Annotated in this window: 22 protein-coding genes; 5 read left to right on the top strand and 17 right to left on the bottom strand. The window is 28.5% G+C overall.

Annotated elements, in window-relative coordinates; translation table 11 throughout:
- Positions 1–45 precede the first annotated feature (45 nt).
- The 3 genes from IQC44_RS05020 to IQC44_RS05010 are packed head-to-tail and all read right to left on the bottom strand — an operon-like array spanning position 46 to position 5,443.
- Positions 46–3,177 carry an efflux RND transporter permease subunit gene (locus tag IQC44_RS05020; RefSeq protein WP_198305257.1) on the bottom strand — a complete coding sequence of 1,044 codons (3,132 nt, stop codon included), beginning with the start codon at positions 3,175–3,177 and terminating at the stop codon, positions 46–48.
- Positions 3,178–3,179: 2 nt separating this feature from the next.
- The gene (locus IQC44_RS05015; protein WP_198305256.1) at positions 3,180–4,217 is read right to left on the bottom strand and encodes an efflux RND transporter periplasmic adaptor subunit; all 1,038 of its coding nucleotides are present in this window, start codon (positions 4,215–4,217) and stop codon (positions 3,180–3,182) included.
- On the bottom strand, positions 4,214–5,443 hold the full coding sequence (locus IQC44_RS05010) for a TolC family protein (RefSeq protein WP_198305255.1): 1,230 nt from the start codon (positions 5,441–5,443) through the stop codon (positions 4,214–4,216). The genes IQC44_RS05015 and IQC44_RS05010 overlap by 4 nt, the downstream gene beginning before the upstream one ends.
- 105 nt (positions 5,444–5,548) lie before the next feature.
- Here IQC44_RS05010 and IQC44_RS05005 point away from each other — a divergent pair, with 105 nt between their 5' ends.
- Positions 5,549–6,031, top strand: a complete 483-nt coding sequence (locus tag IQC44_RS05005; RefSeq protein ID WP_198305254.1) for a MarR family winged helix-turn-helix transcriptional regulator — start codon at positions 5,549–5,551, stop codon at positions 6,029–6,031.
- A gap of 22 nt (positions 6,032–6,053) precedes the next feature.
- Here IQC44_RS05005 and IQC44_RS05000 read toward each other — a convergent pair whose 3' ends face one another.
- The 12 genes from IQC44_RS05000 to IQC44_RS04945 all read right to left on the bottom strand — a co-directional run bounded on the left by IQC44_RS05000 (position 6,054) and on the right by IQC44_RS04945 (position 18,463).
- A complete protein-coding gene (locus IQC44_RS05000) occupies positions 6,054–6,839 on the bottom strand; it encodes a hypothetical protein (protein WP_198305253.1) in 786 nt (261 codons plus the stop codon).
- Between the two features lie 149 nt (positions 6,840–6,988).
- On the bottom strand, positions 6,989–7,264 hold the full coding sequence (locus IQC44_RS04995) for an HU family DNA-binding protein (protein ID WP_198305252.1): 276 nt from the start codon (positions 7,262–7,264) through the stop codon (positions 6,989–6,991).
- Positions 7,265–7,423: 159 nt separating this feature from the next.
- On the bottom strand, positions 7,424–8,104 hold the full coding sequence (locus IQC44_RS04990) for a YggS family pyridoxal phosphate-dependent enzyme (protein WP_198305251.1): 681 nt from the start codon (positions 8,102–8,104) through the stop codon (positions 7,424–7,426).
- An 8-nt stretch (positions 8,105–8,112) separates the two neighbouring features.
- Positions 8,113–9,171, bottom strand: a complete 1,059-nt coding sequence (rseP, locus tag IQC44_RS04985) for an RIP metalloprotease RseP (RefSeq protein ID WP_198305250.1) — start codon at positions 9,169–9,171, stop codon at positions 8,113–8,115.
- A 9-nt stretch (positions 9,172–9,180) separates the two neighbouring features.
- Positions 9,181–9,723 (bottom strand): CDP-diacylglycerol--glycerol-3-phosphate 3-phosphatidyltransferase, encoded by a 543-nt coding sequence (gene pgsA / locus IQC44_RS04980; RefSeq protein WP_198305249.1) that lies wholly within the window; start codon positions 9,721–9,723, stop codon positions 9,181–9,183.
- On the bottom strand, positions 9,723–10,502 hold the full coding sequence (locus tag IQC44_RS04975; RefSeq protein ID WP_198305248.1) for an enoyl-ACP reductase: 780 nt from the start codon (positions 10,500–10,502) through the stop codon (positions 9,723–9,725). The genes pgsA and IQC44_RS04975 overlap by 1 nt, the downstream gene beginning before the upstream one ends.
- Positions 10,502–11,389 (bottom strand): 4-hydroxy-tetrahydrodipicolinate synthase, encoded by an 888-nt coding sequence (dapA, locus tag IQC44_RS04970; protein WP_198305247.1) that lies wholly within the window; start codon positions 11,387–11,389, stop codon positions 10,502–10,504. Before dapA ends, IQC44_RS04975 begins: the two co-directional genes overlap by 1 nt.
- Positions 11,390–11,402: 13 nt before the next feature.
- Positions 11,403–12,716 (bottom strand): M16 family metallopeptidase, encoded by a 1,314-nt coding sequence (locus IQC44_RS04965; protein WP_198305246.1) that lies wholly within the window; start codon positions 12,714–12,716, stop codon positions 11,403–11,405.
- The gene (locus IQC44_RS04960) at positions 12,716–13,774 is read right to left on the bottom strand and encodes a quinone-dependent dihydroorotate dehydrogenase (RefSeq protein WP_198305245.1); all 1,059 of its coding nucleotides are present in this window, start codon (positions 13,772–13,774) and stop codon (positions 12,716–12,718) included. The genes IQC44_RS04965 and IQC44_RS04960 overlap by 1 nt, the downstream gene beginning before the upstream one ends.
- Before the next feature lie 33 nt (positions 13,775–13,807).
- Positions 13,808–15,517: an ABC transporter ATP-binding protein gene (locus IQC44_RS04955; RefSeq protein ID WP_198305244.1), complete on the bottom strand. Its 1,710-nt coding sequence runs from the start codon at positions 15,515–15,517 to the stop codon at positions 13,808–13,810.
- Between the two features lie 52 nt (positions 15,518–15,569).
- On the bottom strand, positions 15,570–16,886 hold the full coding sequence (murJ, locus tag IQC44_RS04950) for a murein biosynthesis integral membrane protein MurJ (protein ID WP_198305243.1): 1,317 nt from the start codon (positions 16,884–16,886) through the stop codon (positions 15,570–15,572).
- Complete coding sequence (locus IQC44_RS04945; RefSeq protein WP_228286257.1) at positions 16,886–18,463, bottom strand: endonuclease/exonuclease/phosphatase family protein; 1,578 nt, start codon at positions 18,461–18,463, stop codon at positions 16,886–16,888. Before IQC44_RS04945 ends, murJ begins: the two co-directional genes overlap by 1 nt.
- Positions 18,464–18,630: 167 nt before the next feature.
- Here IQC44_RS04945 and IQC44_RS04940 point away from each other — a divergent pair, with 167 nt between their 5' ends.
- Complete coding sequence (locus IQC44_RS04940; protein ID WP_198305241.1) at positions 18,631–19,035, top strand: Fur family transcriptional regulator; 405 nt, start codon at positions 18,631–18,633, stop codon at positions 19,033–19,035.
- Between the two features lie 28 nt (positions 19,036–19,063).
- Here IQC44_RS04940 and ybeY read toward each other — a convergent pair whose 3' ends face one another.
- Positions 19,064–19,483, bottom strand: a complete 420-nt coding sequence (gene ybeY, locus IQC44_RS04935) for an rRNA maturation RNase YbeY (RefSeq protein WP_198305240.1) — start codon at positions 19,481–19,483, stop codon at positions 19,064–19,066.
- 76 nt (positions 19,484–19,559) lie between these two features.
- Between ybeY and IQC44_RS04930 the strand changes: the two genes are divergently transcribed.
- The gene (locus IQC44_RS04930) at positions 19,560–19,973 is read left to right on the top strand and encodes a thioesterase family protein (RefSeq protein ID WP_198305239.1); all 414 of its coding nucleotides are present in this window, start codon (positions 19,560–19,562) and stop codon (positions 19,971–19,973) included.
- A gap of 17 nt (positions 19,974–19,990) precedes the next feature.
- Here IQC44_RS04930 and radA read toward each other — a convergent pair whose 3' ends face one another.
- Complete coding sequence (radA, locus tag IQC44_RS04925; protein WP_198305238.1) at positions 19,991–21,340, bottom strand: DNA repair protein RadA; 1,350 nt, start codon at positions 21,338–21,340, stop codon at positions 19,991–19,993.
- Between the two features lie 94 nt (positions 21,341–21,434).
- On the opposite strand from radA, the gene IQC44_RS04920 reads away from it, so the two are divergent.
- Together IQC44_RS04920 and IQC44_RS04915 are read left to right on the top strand one after the other, a co-directional pair.
- Positions 21,435–22,001: a YqiA/YcfP family alpha/beta fold hydrolase gene (locus tag IQC44_RS04920; protein ID WP_198305237.1), complete on the top strand. Its 567-nt coding sequence runs from the start codon at positions 21,435–21,437 to the stop codon at positions 21,999–22,001.
- An 80-nt stretch (positions 22,002–22,081) separates the two neighbouring features.
- Positions 22,082–23,831: beta strand repeat-containing protein (locus tag IQC44_RS04915; protein ID WP_198305236.1), on the top strand; the 1,750-nt coding region annotated here is incomplete at its 3' end.

The raw sequence follows: 23,831 nt of genomic DNA, 5'->3' as shown, positions 1-23,831 counted from the left end.
AATAGTTGTTTAAAAATAATAATTAATTAGAAGAAAAAGTAGGGATTAACCTACTTTTTCTTCACTAATTTTAGTTTGAGTATCTTTTTCTCTACTTAATTTAGAGATAAGTATATAAAATAGCGGAATAAAAATAATTGCTATAAATGTAGCCGTAAGCATTCCTCCAACAACTCCTGTTCCAATAGAGTGTTTACTAGCAGCTCCAGCTCCACCACCAATAGCAAGTGGTAAAACTCCAACTGTAAATGCTAATGAAGTCATAATAATTGGTCTAAGTCTTACTTTTGCAGCTTCTAATGCTGCATCAACAAGATTATAACCTTCAGCTCTTTTTTGTAGAGCAAATTCTACAATCAAAATAGCATTTTTAGCTGCAAGTCCTGCAAGAACCAAAAGCCCAATTTGGAAATAGATATTATTGTCTAAGCTTCGTAAGTTTGTAGCTAATATCGCTCCAAAAATAGCAAATGGAACAGCTAAAACAACTGAAAGTGGAAGTAACCATCTCTCATATAAGGCACAAAGAATTAAGAATAAGAAAATAATTCCAAAAATAAATGCTTGTGCTGAACTTCCACCAACTTGTTTCTCTTGATATGCAGTTCCTGTCCAAGCAATTGTATAACCTTCAGGTAATACCTCATTTGCTACTTCTTCAATAGCTCTTAAAGAGTCTCCTGAACTATACCCTGGTGCTGGTTGTCCTGAAACTTTTGCAGATTGGAAAAGGTTGAATCTCTCAATAATATCTGCTCCAACAATTTTTTTATAATTTACAAAAGAGTTTATAGGTAAAAGTTCCCCACTACTTGATTTTACATAAACATTTTGTAAATCTTCTATGTTGTTTCTATACTCATCTGTTGCTTGAACATTTACTTTATATGTTCTTCCTTGAAGTGAGAAATCATTTACATATAAGCTTCCAAAAGTAGCATTTATAGTGCTATAAATATCACTTAAGTTTACACCTTTTGCTTTTGCTTTTTCTATATCAATATCTATTTTAAATTGAGGAATATTAGCAGTAAGTGCTGTTCTAACTCCCATAAGTTCAGGTCTTTGGGCAGCTTTTGCTATAATTTCATTTACTACATTTCCTAAATCTTCTATAGTTCCACCTGTTCTATCTTGAACATACATATCAAATCCACCAGTAACACTCATCCCCATAATTGGAGGTGGTACAACAGCAATAGAGAAACCTTCACTAGTTCCCATAAGTTGATTAGTGAATTTTCCTAAAAGTGCTTGAGCCTCTTGATCAGAATTTGGTCTTAAACTCCAATCTTTAAGTTTTATAATAGTTGCAACTGTATGGCTTCTTTGTGCTGAAGTTGTAAAGTCATAACCAGCAAGTGTGATAACATCTTGTACATTATCATCAGCCAATATTATTTTATTTATCTCCTCACTAAGCTCTAGTGATCTTGAAAGTGAAGAACCTGAAGGGTTAAATCCAAATACGAAAATTGTTCCTTGATCTTCATCTGGAACAAGCCCTGTTTTCATTCCTTTAAACATATCCCAAGATACAAATAGTAATCCAGCATATAAAATTATAGATATAAAGGCAAATCTAATACTTTTTTTAACTATAAATGAGTAGCCATCTGTAAATTTGTTAAACATAGTATTAAACCATTTTGCGGGACCTTTTGGTTCATGTTTTTTATTTTTTAATATTTTTACACATAAAGATGGTGTTAAAGTTAAAGCAACAAAACCAGAGATAATAACGGAAATAACAATAGTTATGGCAAATTGTCTATACATCTCTCCACTTAAACCACCCATAAATGCAACAGGAACAAACACAGCAGCTAAAACTAATATAATAGCAATTAAAGCTCCTGTTACCTCTTTCATTGCAATATATGCAGCTTCAAGTGGAGTTTTGCCTTCTTCCATATGTCTTTCAATATTTTCAATAACGATAATAGCATCATCAACAACAATTCCAATAGCAAGAACAAGCCCAAAAAGTGTTAGAAGATTGATACTAAATCCTAAAACATACATTCCAGCAAATGCTCCAACAATCGAAATAGGAACGGCAATTAAAGGAATAATTGTAGCTCTCCAGCTTTGTAGGAATATAAAAATAATTAAAATAACAAGTACAAGTGCTTCAACAAATGTTTTTACAACCTCTTCAATAGATGCTTCGATAAAACCTGTACTATCATAAGGGATAGAATAAGTCATATCTTCAGGAAAAAGTTTACTTGCATCTTCTAAAGCTTTTTCTATAGCTTGAGCAGTTTCAAGTGAGTTTGCACCACTTTGTAAAAATATTCCAATAGGTGTAGATGGAGCATTATTTAATCTTGTTACAACACTATAATCAGCAGCTCCAAGTTCAACAGTAGCAACATCTTTTAGTTTTAAAGAGCTTCCATCTTCATTTGCTCTAATAATAATATTTCCAAATTGTGTTGGATTTTCATATCTACTTGGAGTTTGAATTGTATATGTATACATCTGCTTTTCAGCTATTGGTTCAGCTGCAACTTTACCAGCAGCGTATTGATTATTTTGTTCTTTAATAGCTGAAATTACTTCTGTTGTTGCAAGTTTATACTCAGATAATTTTAAAGGATCAATCCAAACTCTAATAGAGTAATCTTTCCCTCCAAAAATCATAGCATCACCAACACCTTTAACCCTTTTTAGAGTCTCAACTAAGTTCAGTAAAGCATAGTTTGATAAATAAATAGAGTCATAAGTTTTATTTGGAGATTGAAGCATAATAAATTGTAAGATAGATGGACTTCTCTCACCTACAACAACACCTTGTCTTTGTACTTGTTCAGGCATTTTTGCTAAGGCTGCTTGAACTCTATTATTTACATCGATTTTTGCATCATCAGGATCTGTTCCAACTTCAAAAAATACATTTATACTAAGTCTTCCACTATCTTCTGCTAAAGAGTTCATATAAAGCATATCTTTTGCACCATTTATCTGCTCTTCAAGTGGAGCAGCAACAGTTTTAGCAATAGTATCAGCACTAGCACCTGGGTAAGAAGTACTTACAATAATTTGTGGAGGTAAAACTCTAGGATACTGTTCAATCGGAAGATTGACCATAGAGATTAACCCAACAAGAAAAATAATAATAGATAAAACACCAGCAAAAACGGGGTTTTTAATAAAAAATGCTGAAATCATAACTATTTCTCTTTATTTACTATTTGGACTTTTGTATCAGGTCTTAATTTTGCAAGGTTGCTAACTGCAATTTGCTCATCTGCTTTTAAACCACCTTTAATCACAATACCATTTTCAACTAAATCTCCAGCAAGAACTGGTCTTGGTTTTGCTTTATTATTCTCATCAATTACCATTACAATACTAGCTTGTGCAGTTTTTAATACAGCATTTTCAGGAACAACAAAAACATCTCCTAAAGATAAATTTGCTAACTCTATTTTTGTAAAGTTTCCAGCTATTAAATCTGAATTTGAGTTGTCAAATTTTGCTCTTACTAAAAGAGTATCAGTTTTTGAGTCAATTATAGGAGAGATAAAATCTATTACTCCATTTTCATATTTTTTATTATTTGCTAAAAGTGTTACTTTTGCTGTTTTATCTTTTATTTGTGAAAGATATTTGTTCATATCATCTTTTGGAATAGAGAACTCTGCATGAATTGGGTTTGTGTTTGTAATTGTAACAAGTAAAGAGTTAGTAGTACTACTTCCAACTAAATCACCAACATCATGTTGTTTTATCCCAATAATTCCATCAATTGGAGCAGTTACTTTTGTATAGTTTAGATTTATTTGAGCTTCATCTAAAGCAGCTTTTGCACTATCGTATTGGAAAGTGTAATCATCAAATTGTTGTGGACTTATTGATTTTGAAGCTATAAGAGTTTTTGCTCTTTCAAAATCTTTTTTTGCTTTTACAAAATTTGCTTTTTTTACATTTAAATTTGCTTGATAAGTATCTGGTTCAATGCTATATAAAAGTGTTCCTTTTTTTACAAAATCTCCCTCTTTAAAGTGTTTTTTTGTTAAAGTTCCAGAAACTCTAGCCATTACATCTACTTGCTCATAAGCTTTTAAAATAGTTGGATATGTTTTATTTGTAGTACTAGATTCTTGTGTAACTTTAAATATTTGCACTGGAAGTGCAGGTGTCTCATTTGCTAATAGATTATTTAATCCAAATAACAAAGACATTGTTACTATTGATTTTTTTATCATTTTATATACTCCTGTAATTTCTCACCACTATGGTAAATTATATTTGCTTTTTTTATCTCTAAATCATTTAAAGCAGTTTTATGTTTACTTATTGCATCGTATTTTTCTGTTAAACTTTGTAAAAATGCAACATTATCAATAAGACCATTTTCAAATTTAGATTTTATAATATCATAAGCACTTTGTGCTGCATTTATATTTGCTTGCGTTGATTTGATTTTTGCTTTTGCTATTTCATAAGATTTTATAGCTAACTGTAAATCTACATCAGCTCTATTTTTCTCATACTCATATTTTGATTTACTAGCTAAATACTCTTTTTGTTTTGATTCAACTTTATGTTTTGTCTCTCCAAAAGAGAATAAATTCCACTTCATATTAGCACTTGCTACATTTTGGTGATCTACACTATTTTGAAAACTTTTATTTTTATATTCATTATCATAGTATGTAAAAGTATTATCTAAAGTAACAGTTGGTAAATATCCACTTTTTTCAGCATTTGCATTGCTTTGTTTAGTTTTTATATCATACTCTAAAGCTTGAATATCAAATCTTAAATTTTTATCTTTGTTACTATTTGAAAGCTCGATTACTGAACCTTCAGTTATTGATACTCTACTTCCTGTTATATATTCAAGATTATGTAATATTGTAATAATTTCAAGTTCTGTTTCTTGTAAAGTTACATTTGCATTTTCTAAATTAGAAATAATTTTTTGAAGCTCATCTTCTGTTGTAGTTCCTGCATCAAAAAATCTTGAAATTCTATCTTTTTGTGCATTTAATTCTGTGATTTCTTGAATCTTTGTCTCTTTTTTTGATAGTAGAGATAAGTAGTTAAAATAGTAGTTTATTACATTTAAAGATATATCATTTTTAAGTGCTTCTATACTTTTTTCACTGCTTTTTATACTATTTTCATATGTATTATAAATATCAGATTTTTTTCCACCATCATAAAGTAAATAGTTTAAGCTTCCATAAGCATTTACTCTTTGTTGAGCTGCACTTGCTGTCTCTTTTTCTGTATAAAAATAACCAGCACCAACATCTAGTTTTGGTAAATATCCACTTTGTACACTTTTATAATCTTCTTTTACTGCTTCCATATTTTGAACTGAAGCATTAACTAGCTTATTTTCAATTGATAAGTTTACTAACTCGTCTAAATTTTGGCTATATAAAAAAAGAGGTACAAAGAAAGAAAAATATATTTTTTTCACATTTACTCCCTTTAAAATTAAATTGAAAGTTGATTTTAACGAAAATAATCTTAATTTTATCTTGCTAGAAAGATAATTTAAAGATATTTATGATAGTATTCTCATATGAATAAACAACATTTAGATCAATTTTATAGTAGAGTTACACAAGATAATAATCTTGAAATATTTACATTATCACTTCCAATGTTACTAATTACAAAAAATTTTCATAATAATTCTGAAAATTTTTATAAAAGTAATTATGATTTACTTCATTCAGATATTGATGTTTTAGCAGCTTTGTATTTTACAAATGATAAACACTCTTTGACTCCAACAGAACTTTATGATGCTACAGTATTTTCAAGTGGTGGAATGACAAAGGTTTTAAAAAAGTTAGAAGATAGAGAGTTGATAAAAAGAGAAGTTTCAACAGAAGATAAAAGAAAAACTTATGTTACTTTAACAAAAGAGGGTGTTAATTTACTTCAAGATTGTATAGAAAAGACTTCATTAAGATTAAATGATTCTTTTAAGGTATTAAATAAAAATGAGCAGAAAGATTTAAAAAGAATTTTAGAAAAACTACTTTATTCACTTATATAAAGTAGTTTTATTTTTTAATTAATTATGATAAAAGTCTTACACTCTGGTCTTGAATAATATTTGCTTGAGATGCTATTAAACTTCCTGCATTTATACTGATATTAGCTTTTGTAAAATCTGTAGTCTCTTTACCAAAATCTATGCTATTTTTATATAAATTATTATTTTGTTCTTTTATAGAGTCATTTACTTTTGCTTCCAACTCTTTACTAAAATTATTAAAATTATTTGAGATATTGTTTAACTCTTCAGATATTCCTGTAATTAACTGTTTAGAATTTATCACATTTGTAGGATTATTTAAATCAGAGTTATTTACACTTTCAAATATTTGATTTGCAAAATTTGAAACATTTGGCTTAGGAATAGAAAAGTTTTGACCACTTGTATTGATTTGTATATCTTGACTTTCATCATAGTAATTTTGAACTAATAAAGACTCTTTTTTATAATTAGTTTCATAAGAGATTTTATTAAAAGCTCTTAAATCCTCATTGATATTTTGTTTAATATCATTTTTATTATCCAAAATATCTATATTTTCTAATTTTGTTTGAATATTATTTAAATAGTCTTGTTGTTTTTCTATAGCATTTGTCGCTATTTTTGATATTGCTATTCCATCATTTAAAGATTGAATATTTGATGAAAATTCACTTCTTTGCTTTGTTATATTACTTATATTTAGGCTTAACTCATCACTTACAAGATTTTCAACTTTTTGACTAATGTTTGATCTATTTAATTGTAGCTGGGAATTATTATTTAAGCCCGTTAAGGAGTTATTATTTATTTGGTTTATATCCATATTTAATCCTATATAAATATTATTTTATAAATTATATCCAAAAAAAACTATTTTAATACAAAGAAAAATTAGAAAAAAGAGAAAAGAGAGATAAATTTTGAAGATTTTATAAAAAAGCCAAACTCTAAAAAGGTTTAGCCTTTTTAGAATTATTTAGCAACAGCGTCTTTTAAAGCTTTTCCAACTTTAAATTTAGCAACAGTTGTAGCTGGTACTTCAACAGTTTTTGTTGTTCCTGGAACTTTTGCAGTTCTAGCTGCTCTATCTGCAGTTGAGAATGTACCAAAACCGATAAAACTTACAGAATCTTTTTTAACTAAAGCCTCAGTAATAGTATCTAATACTGCATCAACTGCACCTTTTGCATCTTTTTTAGATAATCCAGCTTTTGCAGCTACTGCATCAATAAATTCAGCCTTGTTCATGTAAAACTCCTTTTTAAAAATAAATTGAGAAAACTTTATAGTAAAAAAACTTTAATAAAGCTGAAATTTAGGGGCTTACAGAAGAAAAATTATTAAAAAGTTATTAATTTTTTAGAATATTTAGATTTTTTGACTAAAAAATAAGAAAAATCTTATATTTTAGTTTTTAAATAATGTTGAACCAACTCTAATTAAGTTTGAACCACAAGCAATTGCTAGTTCAAAATCACCGCTCATTCCCATAGAACAGTACATAGGATTAAACTCTTTTAAATCATCAAATATCTTTTTTGTAATTATAAATGACTCTTTGATTTTTGCTTCATCTTCACTATTTGCTCCAATCGTCATAACACCTTTTAGAGTTATATTTGGGCAAGTTTCTAAAATTTGTTTATAAATATTAATAGCATCTTTTGGATCAACACCGCTTTTAGTATCTTCATAGCTTGAGTTTATTTGAAGAAGACATGACATTTTTTTATTTTTAATTTCTAGCTTTTTGTTTAGTTCATTTGCCAATTCTAAAGAGTCTAAAGAGTGAACTAAAACAGGATTTAAATCAATTAGATTATTAATCTTATTTTTTTGTAGTGTTCCAACAAAATGCCACTCTATTGGAAATTCATCTAAAACTTCACTTTTATCTTTTAAATCTTGAACTTTGTTTTCTCCAAAAGCTCTTTGACCTACACTATAAAGCATTTTTATATCACCACTTGTTGAATATTTTGATATACCAACAATTTTTACAATATGGTGTTCACTTACTCTTAATCTTGCTGCTTCAACTTTTGTTATTAAATCATTTAAATTTCTTGTTGCAATATCTTTTGTCATAAAAACCCTTAATTATTTAAAAAAATTCTATTTATATCGTTATAAATTCCAAGAAGCATAAGACTTCCTAAAATTATCCAACCTAATATTGTTAAAAACATAAAAACCTGCTCACTTGGTTTTCTTCTTGCTATCATCTCATATAGATTAAACATAATATGCCCACCATCAAGTGCAGGAATTGGAAGAAGATTTAAAACTCCTAAGTTTACAGAGATTAAAGCTGTTATTGTTAAAAGTGCAATAAGTGAGCTTTCACTAGCATCTGATATAACTTTTCCAATAGTAATAACTCCACCAATTTCGCTAGATGGAATAATTCCAGAGATTAGTTTTTGAACTCCTTGAAAAATCATAGTTGAAGCAAAAATAGTCTTCTCATAAGCAAAGCTAAGAGACTCTGTAAAGCTTAATTCTAAAGTTGTAACTTCTCCAACAGGAGAGATTCCTATCATTCTTTTTTTGATATTTTCTCTAAACATATTTTGGCTATCACTAATATGAGGTGCTATTACTTTAGTTAAAATTTGATTATCTCTTTTTACAAAAAATTGTAAAGCACCCTCAGTTGTAGTGATAATCTTTCCTATATCATCCCAAGATTTTATATCTTGTTCATTTATTCTAATAATCTCATCATTTGCTTGAAGTCCAGCTATAAAAGCAGGGGAATTTTCTTGAATATTTCCAATTTTTGCACTTAAAACATTTGCTCCAAGATTTGCAATTGCAAAATATAAAATAAAGGCAAGTAGAAAGTTTGCAAAAGGACCAGCAAATAAAATAATAATTCTTTGCCAAGGTTTTTTTGTATTATAAGAGTCATTTCCACTCTCTACTAAAGTAGGTTTTGAATCATCTTGTCCTTTCATTTGTACATATCCACCAAGTGGAATCATCGCAAATTGCCAAGTTGTCCCAGCCCAATATTTGCTATAAATTGCTTTTCCAAAACCTATTGAAAATTTTTCAACTTTTACACCAAAAAATCTAGCAGCTAAAAAGTGTCCTAATTCATGAAAAAATACTAAAAATGATAAAACTAGTAAGAAAGTAATGGTACCCAAAAAAAGCCTTTAAATTTTGAAATAATCTCTTGTATATTCATATCCAGAATATAGAGTTAAAGCAACTGCAAACCATAAAAGTGCTGTTGCATAAGGCCAGTTCATAATCAAAAATCCAATAGCAAACATTTGTGCTACAGTTTTTACTTTTCCAGCCATTGTAGATGCTACATTTTTTCCTTCACTAACAGCAACAACTCTAAGTCCTGTTATAAAAAACTCTCTTGAAAGTATTAAAAAAACAGCCCAAACACTAGCTCTATCTATTGCCATAAGACCTAAAAATCCAGCAAGAACTAGCATTTTATCTGCAAGTGGGTCTAATATTCCACCTAGTTTTGTCATTTGATCCCAAGCTCTAGCTATAAAGCCATCAAAAAAATCAGTAACCGAAGCGATTACAAAAATAAGTCCAGCAAAATAGTCAAACCAAGATGGATGCCAAGAAGAGAAAAGTGTATTATCTCTATCTATGAAGAACCATAGCATCAAAGGTGCTAGGGCTATTCTAAATAGAGCCAAGATATTTGGTAGGTTTAAAGCCTTTTTCATTATCTAAAAGTTGTCCCACCATCAACTATTAATGTATGACCTGTAATCCAAGAAGCATCATTTGTACATAGGAAATAACATGATTGTGCTAAATCTTCAGGTTGTCCTATCCTACTTAATGGAGAGTATTCAGCAGTTGCAGCTTTTACCTCTTCATAGTTTGTAAATGCTTTTAGTGCATCTGTATCAATAGGACCACCAGAAACTGCATTTACTCTAATTCCAAACTCTCCTAACTCATTTGCAGCATATCTTACCATTGCTTCAACAGCTGCTTTATTTGTACCATGACCTGCATAGTTTTCAATATATACTAAATTTCCAGTTGATGAAAGTGAAACAATAGCCCCACCACCAATTTTTTGCATTCTTTTTGCTGCTTGTTGAGCTCCACAAACAAAAGCATTAACTGTTGCTGTATAAATATTGTTTAAACCTCTTGGTTTTAATTTCATAAATTTACCATATCCACCAACAACAGCACGACCATAAATCATTGCATTTGAGATAAAGAAATCAACTCTATCAAAATCTTTATCAATTTCATCAAAAAGCTCTTTATAAAGTTCAGGCTCTAAGATATTAAATGGATATGCACGACATTTTACACCAAATTTTGCTTCAACATCTTTGCAGATTTCTTCTGCTATTTCTCCATTTGAATTGTAAGTAAATGCTACATTTACACCATTACTTGCAAATTTGTAAACACACTCTTTACCAATACCCTTTGTACCACCAGAAATTACTAAAGTTTTACCCTTCATAAAGCTATTCATTATTTAACTACCTCGTATTTTTTTAATATTTTTTCTAATTTTTCTAAAGTCTCTTTGCTTGGGCTTGTTAGTGGAAGTCTAAATTCTAAACTATCCAATAGCCCACTTAAATACATAGCTGCTTTTATTGGGATTGGATTACTTTCACAAAATAGAACTTTATTTAATTCAAACAGATCATTATGAATTTTTAAAGCTGTTGCAAAATCTCCACTCATAGCATATTTTACAAGTTTTGATTTTAAATCTGGAACTAAATTTGCTGTAACTGAAATTATACCTTTTGCTCCACTTGCAAGCATTGGAAAATCAACACTATCATCTCCTGAAAATACCATAAAATCTTCTCTTTGAGATATTATAGAAGTCGCTCTTTCTAAGCTTCCAGTTGCTTCTTTTATTCCATAGATATTTTTTACATCGTCAAAAAGTTTTATTGCCGTTTCTGGTAATAAATCAACTCCAGTTCTTCCTGGAACATTATAAAGCATAAAAGGAATCTCAACACTTTGTGCTATTGTTTTATAGTGTTGATAAAGTCCCTCTTGAGTTGGTTTATTGTAATAAGGTGCAATAGATAAAATTCCATCTGCACCCACTTCTTGTGCAAATTTTGCAATATCACAGGCTTCATGTGTTGCGTTTGACCCAGCACCTGCAAGAACTTTTACTTTTGTATTTTTACAAGTAGCAACAGCAACTTCTATACACTCTTTGTGTTCTTGATGAGAAAGTGTAGCACTTTCACCTGTTGTTCCAACAGGTGAAACAGCATCAACACCATTTGCAATTTGTCTTTTTATTAAAGATTCATATTTTTCTAAATCAACTTTTCCATTTTTAAATGGGGTAATTAGAGCAGTCATAGAGCCAATAATGGTATCCATATTTTTCCTTTTTTTAATTTTTATCTTTTAAAATAAGAGTTGTTGAGTTCTCTTTTATTAAATATTTTTTTGCAACTTCAACAATATCTTCAACTTTTAGCTTCTCTAAATTTTCTTCATACTCTAAAAGAGGTTTGATATTGTCTCGTACAAGATAAGTTCCAAAAAGTGAAGCTACATCACTTGAGCTTTCCAAAGAGTAGATAAAATCAGCTTTTGTATTTATTTTAAGCTTTTCTAAATCTTTCTCTTTTATTTCACCTTTTTGAATTTTTGATATTATATCTAAAATCTCTTTTTCTATTTTTAAAGCATCAATATTTTCATTTGCAACAGCCATAAACATAAATATACCAGGGTCTTTTAGCTCCATATTATAAGCATATACAGAGTTTGCTAATCTTTTTTCATCTACTAAAACTTTTTGTAAGATTGAAGATTTTCCGCTACTTAGAAGCTGAGATAAAGCACTTAAAGCTACTTGGTCTTCGTGTTCAAAATTTGGAATATGATAAGTCATACTTAGCATTTGTACATTTGACTCTTTATTTATAATACCTCTTTTTTCTCCGTCTTGTTTTGGCTCAAGCATATGAATAGAGTTTGGTATCTCTTTTGTATTTTTTATATCTTTAAAATGTTTTTCAACCATTGAAAAAACATCATCTTTTTTTATATCTCCAGCAACTAAAACTATTGCATTTTTTGGTTGATAATATGTAGAGTGGAAATCTTTTATATCTTCAATACTCCAGTTTTTTATATCATCCATAAAACCAATTGGTGTCCAGTGATAAGGATGATATGTAAAAGTATTGTTAAAAACTCTAAACTGTAAATATCCCATAGGATTGTTGTCTGTTCTCCAACGTCTTTCTTCTGCTACAACATCTCGTTCAGGTTGAAACTCTTCATCTTTTAGAGTTAAATTTTGCATAAGTTCTGCAAAAAGTTCTAAAGATTTATCTGTATTTTTTGAAGCAGTTTTTATAAAATAGTGTGTGTAATCAAAGCTAGTTCCTGCATTGTTTACTCCACCAAAACCTTTTACTACTTCATCAAACTCTCCAGCTTTTAGATTTTTTGTAGATTTGAAATTTAAGTGTTCAAGCATATGAGCTATTCCACTTTTTCCCATAACTTCATTTCTACTTCCAACTTTGTAAAAAACATCAACAGATACTACATTTGTATTGTTATCCATAGGAATAGCAACAATTTGCAATCCATTTTCTAAATTTTTTGTATAATAATTTGGCAAACTATTTGCACTCATAAACTCTCCAATAAAAATAATAGATATAAAAATTTTTAAAAAACTTTTCATTATCTTAAATTTGCTCCAATTGCTTCATAAATATTATCAAAACCATCTGCTTTTAATAGCTCTAATAACTCTTGGTTTATTTTTCTTACCATTGAAGGGCCTTCAAAAACTAAACTAGAATATACTTGAACTAAAGAAGCTCCATTTTTTATTCTCTCATAAGCTTGTTTTCCTGTAAAAATACCACCAACACTTATTAAAATAGCTTTTCCAAATAACTCTTTTGCTATTTCTTTAAATAAAAGTGCCGATTTTTCACTTAGACAAGCCCCACTTAATCCACCAAAATCTTTGCAATTTGCTACTAGACTATAATCAATAGTTGTGTTTGTTGCAATAATTCCAGCAGCTCCACTATTTACAGCAGTTTTACATAGCTCAATAGCAGTTTGCACTTCCATATCAGGAGCAATTTTTAGTAAAATTGGTTTACTTGTAAGAGTTTTTGCCATAGAAAAAAGCTCAGATATAAACTTCTCATTTTGTAAATCTCTTAAATTTGGAGTATTTGGACTTGAGATATTTATTACTAAATAATCAGCTAAACTTTCAAATTTTTTAATTAAAGTTTTGTAATCACTTAGTGCATACTCTTCTGGAGTATTTTTGTTTTTTCCAACATTAATTCCTAAAGGAAGTGGAAAATTACCAATTTTTTTAAGATTTTTTAAAACTGTATGAGCTCCAAGATTATTAAATCCCATAGCATTTTGTACAGATTTTGCTTCTGGGTATCTAAACATTCTTGGTTTTGGGTTTCCATCTTGAGGCATTGGAGTCATAGTTCCTATTTCTGTAAAACCAAATCCCATACTTTTCATAGCTTTTACCATAGTTGCATTTTTATCAAATCCAGCAGCAAGACCTACAGGATTTTCAAACTTCACACCAAAAAGTTCTTGATTTAGTTTAGAATCGCAAATATAGTTTTTCTTCTCATAATAATTTCTTAAAATCTTACATTTTCCAACAACTTTTAAACCACATTCAGCCAAATGGTGGGCTTTTTCTGGCTCTAGTAAAAAGAGTATTTTTTTTAGATTTTCATAGCTAAACAAAGGTGTTCCTTTTTATAAAATTAATATATATTATCAAAGATTTGCTGAATTGTATAATCTTTGATATTCTAAACTTGAATTTAAAAGCTCTTCTTGAGTTCCAATATCCACTATTTCACCGCTTTTAAATACAGCAATTTTTGAAGCATTTTTTATTGTGCTTAATCTGTGAGCTATTATAAAAGTTATTCTATCACGACTAACTTCTTCAATTACTTCACTAATAATTCCTTCGCTTTTATTATCTAAAGCTGAAGTTGCTTCATCTAGTATTAGAATTTTTGGGTTCTTGTACAAAGCTCTTGCAATTGCAATTCTTTGTCTTTGCCCTCCACTTAAGTTTGTTCCAAATTCATCTAAAACAGTATTAATTCCCTGTTTTGTTTTCATTACAAAATCATAAGCATGAGCTTGTTTTAGAGCTTCTATAACTTTTAATTCATCTAGTTCTTCACCATATGATACATTTGCAGCTATTGAGTCATTAAAAATATAAACTCTTTGAGTTACTATTGATATTTGTTTTCTAAGTTCTTGTAGAGAAATGTCTTTTATATTAATATTATCAAATAAAATCTCTCCACTATTTACATCATAAAACCTAACAAGTAGGTTTATTAAAGATGATTTTCCACCACCACTATCTCCAACAAGTGCAAAAATTTCACCTTTATTTACTTCAAGATTTATATTTTTTAAAGCCTCAAAATCATCATATTTTAAAGTGATATTTTTAAAATTTATTTTGTTTATCTCTTCTAGCTTTTCAATATTTCCTGATAATATTTTTGCTTGTTTTGAAAAAATATTATTAATTCTTTCATTTGCTGCTATTGCATCTTGCATTTTATTATATAGACCAGAAATTCTTTTTATTGGAGTATAAAGCATAAATAGTGCGGCTATAAATGAGCTAAATTCTCCAGTTGTAAGTTCACCATTTACAACATGGCTTCCACCAACTAAAATAACAGCACCAAAAGCAACTGCTCCTAAAGTCTCCATAATAGGTGATGTAAGCTCATTTGTTTTAACTGCTTTCATATTGTATTTAAAGAAAATCATATTTAAAATGCTAAATTTTTTTGCCTCAAGATTTTCTGTTCCATTTGCTTTTATTATTTCAATATTATTAAAAGATTCAGTTAAACTTGAAGTTATATCAGAGTTGCTCTCTTGAGATTTAAAAGATAGTTTCTTCATTCTTTTTGCCAGTAGAGTTAAAGGGTAAACAGCTAAAGGAAGTACAACAAGTCCGTAAAAAGCCAGCTCTGGAGATCTATAAATTACTAAAGATATTAAAGCTACTATTGTTAAACTTTCTCTAAGCATTTCAGCTAAATAATTAGAAACAGCACTTTGAATTCTATTTATATCATTTATTATTCGGCTAACTAGCTCTCCACCGTGAGTTTTTTGAAAAAATTCTAGGTCTAGTTTTAAAACATGAGAAAATAGTCTATCTCTTACTTGTCTTGTAATATCTTGACCAATAAATGAGATAAAATAAGCTTGAATATATCCACCAAAACCTTTTGCAGCATATAAAATAACTACAATAATTGGCATAAGATATAGCATTTCTATATCTTTATTTATAAAAATATCATCAAGCAAAGGTTGAATTGCATAAGCTGTTCCAGCAGTTGCTAGAGCTACAAGTAATATTCCTATTAAAGCATAAAAAATCTCTAGTTTGTAGTTTTTATAGTATGATTTATATTGACCAAAAAATTTTCTCATATCTTTCCTAAAATTAAAAAAAGTCTTATATTTTAGCTAAATTTTGCTAAAACTAAGAGTTTTTAAACATTTGGACAAATTTTCTAAAACCAAAAGCTTTTATTGTTAGAAAAAACAGTACAAAACCACTAAGAGTACTAGCAAAGGCAAGACCCGCTGCTTCATATGGATAGATTAAAATTAATGAGAAAATAATATTTGCTACTAAACTTTGAGCCGATATTTTAGCACTTAAGAGTTGTTGCTCTTTTGCATATAACCAAAGAGAGAATATTTTTGCTAATCCAAAAGGTAAAAGCCCAATTAAATACATAGTTAAAATAAGTGCAGTGTTTCTTGTATCTTCGCTTGTAAAAGCACCTCTTTCAAATAGAAGTTTTATTATAAAATTATCAAAAATAATACCTACAATCATAGATATAGTTAAAACTCCAAATAAAATAAGAGCTGATTTTTTCATAAGTTTAAGAGCTAATTCTTCATTTTGATTTTTTATAGCCTTTGCAACCATTGGAAATAGGGCAATTGAAGTTGCTATTGCAAAAATTGCAAGTGGAAGTTGAAAAACTCTATTTGCATAATATAGATATGAAATTGAACCACTTATTAAAAAAGATGCCAACCAAGTATCAATAAATGCTGAAATATGCATTGTTGAAGAGCCTAAAGTAGCAGCAAAAAAGTTTTTATAAAACTTTGTTTTCTCCTTTTGCTTATGTCTTCTAAATGTAAAAATCTTTCCTAAATTTGCTTTTCTAATAGCTAGAATATGCACTAAAACTTGCAGTATCCCACCAAAAATAACTCCAAAAGAGAGATAAAAAGTTATTGTATAGTTCTCTAGCCCCCTTGCAATTATTAAAGAGCCAATCATTGATAAGTTTAATAGAGCAGTTGAGTAGGCTGTTGTTGTAAAATGGTGTTTATATTGAAGCAAAGCCCCCATAAAAGTAACTATAAATATAAGTGGCAAATAGTAGAAATTAATTGCAAAAAGTGGAGCTGCTAAATCTACAGTTTCAGCACTAAATCCTATTGCAAAGGCTTTTGCAAAAAGATGCGAAAATAGGGTAACTATCAAAGAAAACAGTAGTAAAAATGCCAAAATCTGCAAAAAAATTATAGATGAAAATCGTATTTTATATTTTGATTTTGCATAAGAAGGAATAAAAGCTTGTGTAAAAGCCCCGTCTGCAAAGATACTTCTAAAAAGATTTGGAAACTTAAATGCTATAAAAAATATATCAGAATAGATATTTGCTCCCAAAATTGAAGCTGTCATTAAGTCTCTTATAAAACCAGTTATTCTTGAAACTAAAATTCCGCTACTATTTGTAAAAATTGATTTTAAAAGTCTGTTTTTTTGCATTATTTTAACTCTTTATAATCATCTTTAGAGTGGAAAAATATCTGCATATTTCCTTTGTATGAGCCTAGTTGGGCATTTAAAATCTCTATTGTATTTCCATCTTTTGGTAAAATATTTTTATCTTTTGCAAAAAGTTTTATAGTTTTTCCACCATTTAGTTGTAAATTTCCTTTTGAGATAAAGCCTTTTAGATTTGTGATAACTTCATTTTCATAAGAAAAATCAAAAATATCTATTTTTGAAGCATCTATAAATTGCTCTTTATAGTTTTTTTCTTGAAAGTTCTCTTTTAAAATATTAAACTCATTTATCTCTTTTAAACCATAAAAATTTACTATCTCTTTTATATTTAAATCATAAGAGAAGCCTAATTTTAAATCTTTTGCACCCTTAAAAATATAAATTGCTCTATCATTTTTTTGTTTTATTATTGCCTTGTCATCACTTTTGTATAAAACAATAACATCTTTTAAAATTTCATCTTTTAAAAGTTTCTCTTTTTTATATAAAGATGAGATTAAATTAAATTTTTGTTCATCTTTTTCTATCTTTTTAAGAGGATTTGAACCCTCTTTTTTTATTGAAAATAGTGCAAAAATAGGAAGATGATCTGAAAAACCTTCACCTTTATGAATTTTATCTCCAGAATTATTAGACATTTGCCATCTAAGTATATTTTTCCCATCAAATAGATAGTTTGGTTTAAAAACCTCAAAAGAGTTTAAAATATATGATAGTTTTTTTCCATCAAATAAAGCAGGATTTAAAATCATATTATCAGGAGTGTTATTTTGATTTTTATATTTTGTAGAAAATCTTTCATTTGGTGAAAGTTCTAGCCAAAGATTATAGTGAACTTTTTTATTTTGCTTTAAAATATCATCTTTTGTGATAAACTTTTCATTTACTGATGTGTTTAATATATTATTAATTCCTGTTATTCCATTTGTAAGGTTTAATTTTGGATTATTTTTAAATGTTTCAAACTCATTATAATCTGAATTAAAATCTCCAACTAAAATGTAATCATAATCATTTTCTATCTCTTTTAATCTATTGTTCAAAGTTTGTGCATATTTTACTCTGATAACTTCGCTAGATTTTTTAGATGGCCAGTGATTATTAAATATTTTAAACTCTATATTTTCAAAATTAAAAGTTGCTTCTAAAATTGGTCTATATTTACTTTTCTCGAGGGAAATATCAACTATTTTGCTATTTTTTATAGGAATTTTAGATAAAAATCCAAGTCCAACTGCACTTGATTTATATTTTTCAAAAGCATAATATTGGTACTTTGGTAGTTTTTGTTTTAAAAGTTTTATTAAATTCTCATTTTCTATCTCTTGCAAAGCTATAATATCAGCATCTAAATCATCTATTACTTTTGCAATATTTTTTAATTTTATATCAAAATTTCTTTGATTCCAGAGAGCTTTTGTATTTGGAATAAACTCTTCATATTCTGTTTTATTATTTTCCAAATCAAAAAAATTTTCAACATTGTAAGTTGCAATTTTAAGATTTTGTGCAAAAAGATTTAAGCTAAGAATTATTAATAAGAGAAGTTTTGACATAGATTTTTCCAAAATATTTTTTGAAATAGTATCAAATTAATAATTAAATCAAAAAAATGGAAAAATATTATCTTTTAGAAATATTTATGATATAATAATAAAAAAATTAGTTTATGCAAATATTAAAATAAAAATTAGTAATATTACGATTTTAAAAGGAAAAATTTATGACAAACTATGCAAATTTATTAAAAGAGTACGATTTAAAAGTTACTCCACAAAGAGTTGCAATTGTTGATGAACTTTATACAAATGGACATATGAATATTGATGAGTTATATAAAAAACTTTTAGATAGATTTCCATCTGTATCTTTGGCAACAATTTATAAAAATGTAAACTCTATGCTTGAGAAGACTTTTTTAAGTGAAGTTAAAATACCAAATGCAAAATCTGTTTATGAGTTAGTAAAAACTGAACATGCACATTTGGTTTGTAAAGATTGTGGTTTTATAGAAGATATTATTCTTGAAACAAGCGATTTGGTTGAACAAGTTTCAAAAATTAGCAAATTCCAAATAGACAGTACAGATGTTGTTTTAAGTGGAATTTGCCAAAAATGTGCTAAATAGTTGATAAAATCAACTATTTAGATAAATATTAAGAGTTTCTTACTATTAGACTATTTGGAAGATTGAACTTTTTTATAAGTTCTTCTTCCTTTTGCCTATGTTCCCCATTATCTACTTCATGATCATATCCTAAAAGATGCAAAAGTCCGTGAATGAATAAAAGTTTAAATTCATCTTCAATGCTATGCTTGTACTCTTTTGCTTTTTCACTTACAAAATCTTCTGAAATTATTATAGTTCCTAGAGGTAAATGTGCAAAATCGCCATCAAAAGGGAAACTTAAAACATCTGTTGCTTCATTTTTTTCTCTATACTCAAAATTTATCTCTTTTATTGTTTCATTATTTACTACAATTAACTCAAAATCTCTAGGAGTTAAACTTTGTGCAATAGTTTCAAGTGCTTCTAAATCTACATTTAAATCTGTTTGATTATCAAAATCTATCATTTTTTTAGCCTATATTAATATTTTTTCTATAGTATATTATCTTTATTTTAAAATTTACAAGCTAAGAGGAGAGATTATGGCTTTACAATTAGGAAAACAAGCAAGTATTGATTATAAAGTGGAGAAAAAAGATTTAGCATCAAATTTAAATATTTCAGTTGATGATAACTTCCCAGAAGTTTTTGCAACGGCTAGAATGATAGCTTTAATGGAGTGTAGTGCTGCAAAACTTATGATGCCTTTATTAAAAGATGATGAACAAAGTGTTGGTGTAAATGTAAATATCACTCATATGGCAGCAACACTAGAAAATGATGTGGTAATCTCTACTGCAACTTTTGTAGGAATGGAAGGAAAACTTTATAAATTTGAATTAGAAGTTGTTGATAGTGGTGGAGTTTGTGGAAGAGGAACTCATACAAGAGCTATTATTTCAACAGCTAGATTAGTTGAAGGTGCTAAAAGAAGAGCTGAAAAAAGTTCAAGATAAATAAAAAGTAATAGAAGCTAAAAAAGCTCTATTACTTTTGATACTTCATCTACTGCAAATGTTTTAATATCCAGTTTTAGATTTGTTTTTTGAGCAATAATTGCTTTTTTTATCCCTTGTGCTTGAGCTTCTTTTAATCTTAAATCAATACTATAAACATCTTTTATTTCACCTGTTAGTGATACTTCACCTATAAATACACTCTCTTTTGATATTGGTCTATCTCTAAAAGAGCTAATAATTGCAGCAATTACAGCTAAATCAGCAGAACTCTCTTTGATTTTTATTCCACCACTAATATTTATAAAAACATCATAGTGATTAAAAGGTAAATCTAGCTTTTTTTCAAGAAGAGCCAAAAGCATGGTTAAACGATTTGAGTCAAAGCCTGTAGCACTTCTTTTTGGATTTGGAAATGTTGTTTCACTAACCAAGGCTTGAACTTCCAAAATTATCGCACGACTTCCTTCCATAGATACAGTCAAGCTTGAACCACTTTGAGCTTTTGTTTTATCAAAAAATTTTGAAGCTATATCTTTTGCACTAATTAATCCCTCTTGTGTCATCTCAAAAATACCTATTTCACTAGTACTTCCAAAACGGTTTTTAAACCCACGAAGCATTCGTAATTCTCTACTAGCTTCCCCTTCAAAGTATAAAACAGTATCAACCATATGTTCCAAAACTCTTGGACCTGCTATACTTCCATCTTTTGTGATATGTCCTATTATAAACATAGCTATATTTGACTCTTTTGCCTTTCTCATAAGCTCAAATGTAATCTCTCGCACTTGGCTTACACTTCCAGGAGCAGAGTTTAAATGGCTTGAATATATGGTTTGAATAGAGTCAATAACACAAACTTCATAATCAATTCTAAGAAGCTCATCTAAAATCTCTTCTAGTTTTATTTCACTAAGTAAAAAAAGTTCATTATGATTTGCATCAAGACGGTTTGCTCTTAATTTTATTTGACCAGCACTCTCTTCTCCTGATACATATAAAACTTTTTTCCCACTCTTTGCAATACTTCCAGCAACTTTTAATAAAAGTGTAGATTTTCCAACACCTGGGCTTCCACCAATAAGTGTAAGGCTTCCAGGAACAACTCCCCCACCTAAAACCAAATCAAATTCGTCGTTGAAAGATGAAAATCTTACAACATCATCTTGCAAAATTTCAGTTATGGGTTTTGCTTTTGAGCTTGAACTACTTGCAACAATTGTCTGTTTTAAAACCTCTTGTTGCTCAAGGCTTAGTTCTAAAAAACTATCCCAAGAGTCACAATTTGGACATTTTCCTAGCCATTTGCTTGATTGTTCACCACAATGTTGGCACTCAAAAAGAGTATTTTTTTTCTTTGCCATTTTTTGCCTTTTTGAAATTATGATAAGATTTTAGCAAAATAAAATTTATATATTAAAAAATATTGCAATTTGCAATAAAAAAAGGTTTTAAAAGATGATTATATATATTCATGGTTTTGCTAGTTCTGGTTTTGGACAAAAAGCTCAAGAGTTTAAAAAATATTTTAAAGATGAAATAATAACAATAAGCCTTTCAAATATCCCAATTTTGGCTATTCATACACTAGAAGAACTTATAACTTATGCTCTTAAAAAAGAAGAAAAAGTGTTTTTAATAGGCTCATCTTTGGGTGGATTTTACTCTTTGTATTTAGCAAATAAGTATAATTTAAAGGCAGTTTTAATAAATCCAGCACTAAATCCAAGAATAACTTTAAATAAATTTTATAGTTTTGGTTTAGTAAAAAACTATTTTGATGGTTCAAAATTTGAGATTACAGAAGAACAATTGGACTCTTTGCAAAAATATGAAGTATCACTTATACAAAATCCTAAAGATATTTTATGTTTTATGCAAAAAGGTGATGAGATAATTGACTATAAAGAGGTTGAACTAAGGCTAAAAAATTGTGAACTTATGCTAGAAGATGGTGGAAATCATACCTTTATTAATATAGATAGACATTTCTTAAAGATAGATGATTTTTTTTCAAATAAATAGCTTTATTTATATAACATTTTGTTTAATTATGGTAAAATATATACAATTTTAAGCTTGTTTTTATAATTGGAGAAAATATTATGAGTAGATTTAGAGTAGAAAATGCCAGATTTAGGATTTTAAAAGGTGGTAAAATAGGACTTAGTTTAAGTATAGCACTGTTTGGAACTGTTGTTTTTTCTCCTATAAATTTATATTCTGCTGATTATTTCACAAGTGTACAAGCTAACCAATCAACTACTCAAGGAACGGGAAGTGGCTCTGGAAATAGTTACACTATTGATGTACAACAAGCTACAAATAGTGGTTCAATAAATGATAATGTATTAAATTCTTCTACAACAAGCGATGATATAGTATTTAAACCTACATCTTTTGCTACTAGTTCATATACAAACCCAATTTTTGCTACTTTAGAAGCTAGTCCATTCAGACCTGATAGATTTTTAGTTAATAAAACTTCTGATGAGTCTTTAACTCTTACTTTGACTTTTGATGATGGTGCAAGTGCAAATAATATTTCAAAAGATACAACAAGCACTATCTTTTATTCTGCAAATCCAGTTGCAAATGGATATGTGGGAGTTAGTTCTTCAAATTTAAATCCAACTTTAAATTTAACTCCTACAACAGGTGTAAACTACACAGCAAATATTATTATGAGTGGAAATAATACTGTTGCTGGAACTACTAATCTTGGAAGTGATGGAAATATAAATATTCAAGGAAAAGTAGAGTTTAAAAATAGTGTAACGGCTGGAAGTATTGATATGAATACTACACAAACTGCTACTTTTAAAAAAGATGTTAATTTAAGTGATAAATTAACTTTTAAACAAGATGGAACAGTGAATTTAGAAGATAAATTTATAGGAAATATTACAGCTGATAGTGGGAATAAAGGTACAATAAATATAAATGGTTCTCAAAACCAAACAGTAACTGGAGATATTTCAAATTTAAAAGATTTAAATATTACAAATGCAAATAATACAATAGTAAGTGGAAATATAAGTGCAACAAATACAGATATAACAAATAGTTCAACACTAAATATTTCAGATGGAAAAACAATAAGTTCGACAATAACAAGTAGTGATAAAACAGGGAATTTAACACTTTTGGGAAGTGGAACAGTAAAAGGAACAGTTGGAAATATTACAAATAGTTTAAATAGTGTAAATGCAGGAGCAAATGGTTCAAATTCAACTTTTAAAGATGATGTTTTTGCAACAAATACAAATGTAACAGGAACTGGAATAGTAAATTTAGATGGAAATTTAACTGGAACAAGCCTTAATTTTCAAGCAGATGGAATTGTAACTTCACAAGGAGATATAACAGCTAATGTTACTGGGAATACAGGAACATTAACTATGAATGGAGCAACTCAAACAGTTACTGGAAATATTGGTAATATTACAAACTTGAATATATCTAATGGAAGTAATACAACAATAAATGGAAATATAAATTCAACAAATACAGCAATTTCAAGTGGAGCTACTTTAAATTCAAAAGGAAATATAAGTGGAAATGTTAATGGAGCAACAGCAAATAGTGGAATATTAACAACGAGTGGAACAAATCAAACAATCACAGGGAATGTAGGAAATACAAACTCTTTAAATAGCTTTAATGTAACTAGCGGAACAACAACAGTAAGTGGGAATATATCTGCAACAAATACAGCAATTTCAAATGGAGCTACTTTAAATTCAAAAGGTAATATAACAGGAAATGTAAATGGAACAGCTTCAAATACAGGAACATTAACTACAAGTGGAGCAAATCAAACAATAACAGGAAATGTTGGAACTATAGAGAATT

Origin of the sequence: Arcobacter vandammei (assembly GCF_016106035.1) — a bacterium.
Lineage (GTDB): Bacteria > Campylobacterota > Campylobacteria > Campylobacterales > Arcobacteraceae > Aliarcobacter > Aliarcobacter vandammei.
This window is presented reverse-complemented; position numbering and strand designations above follow the sequence as displayed.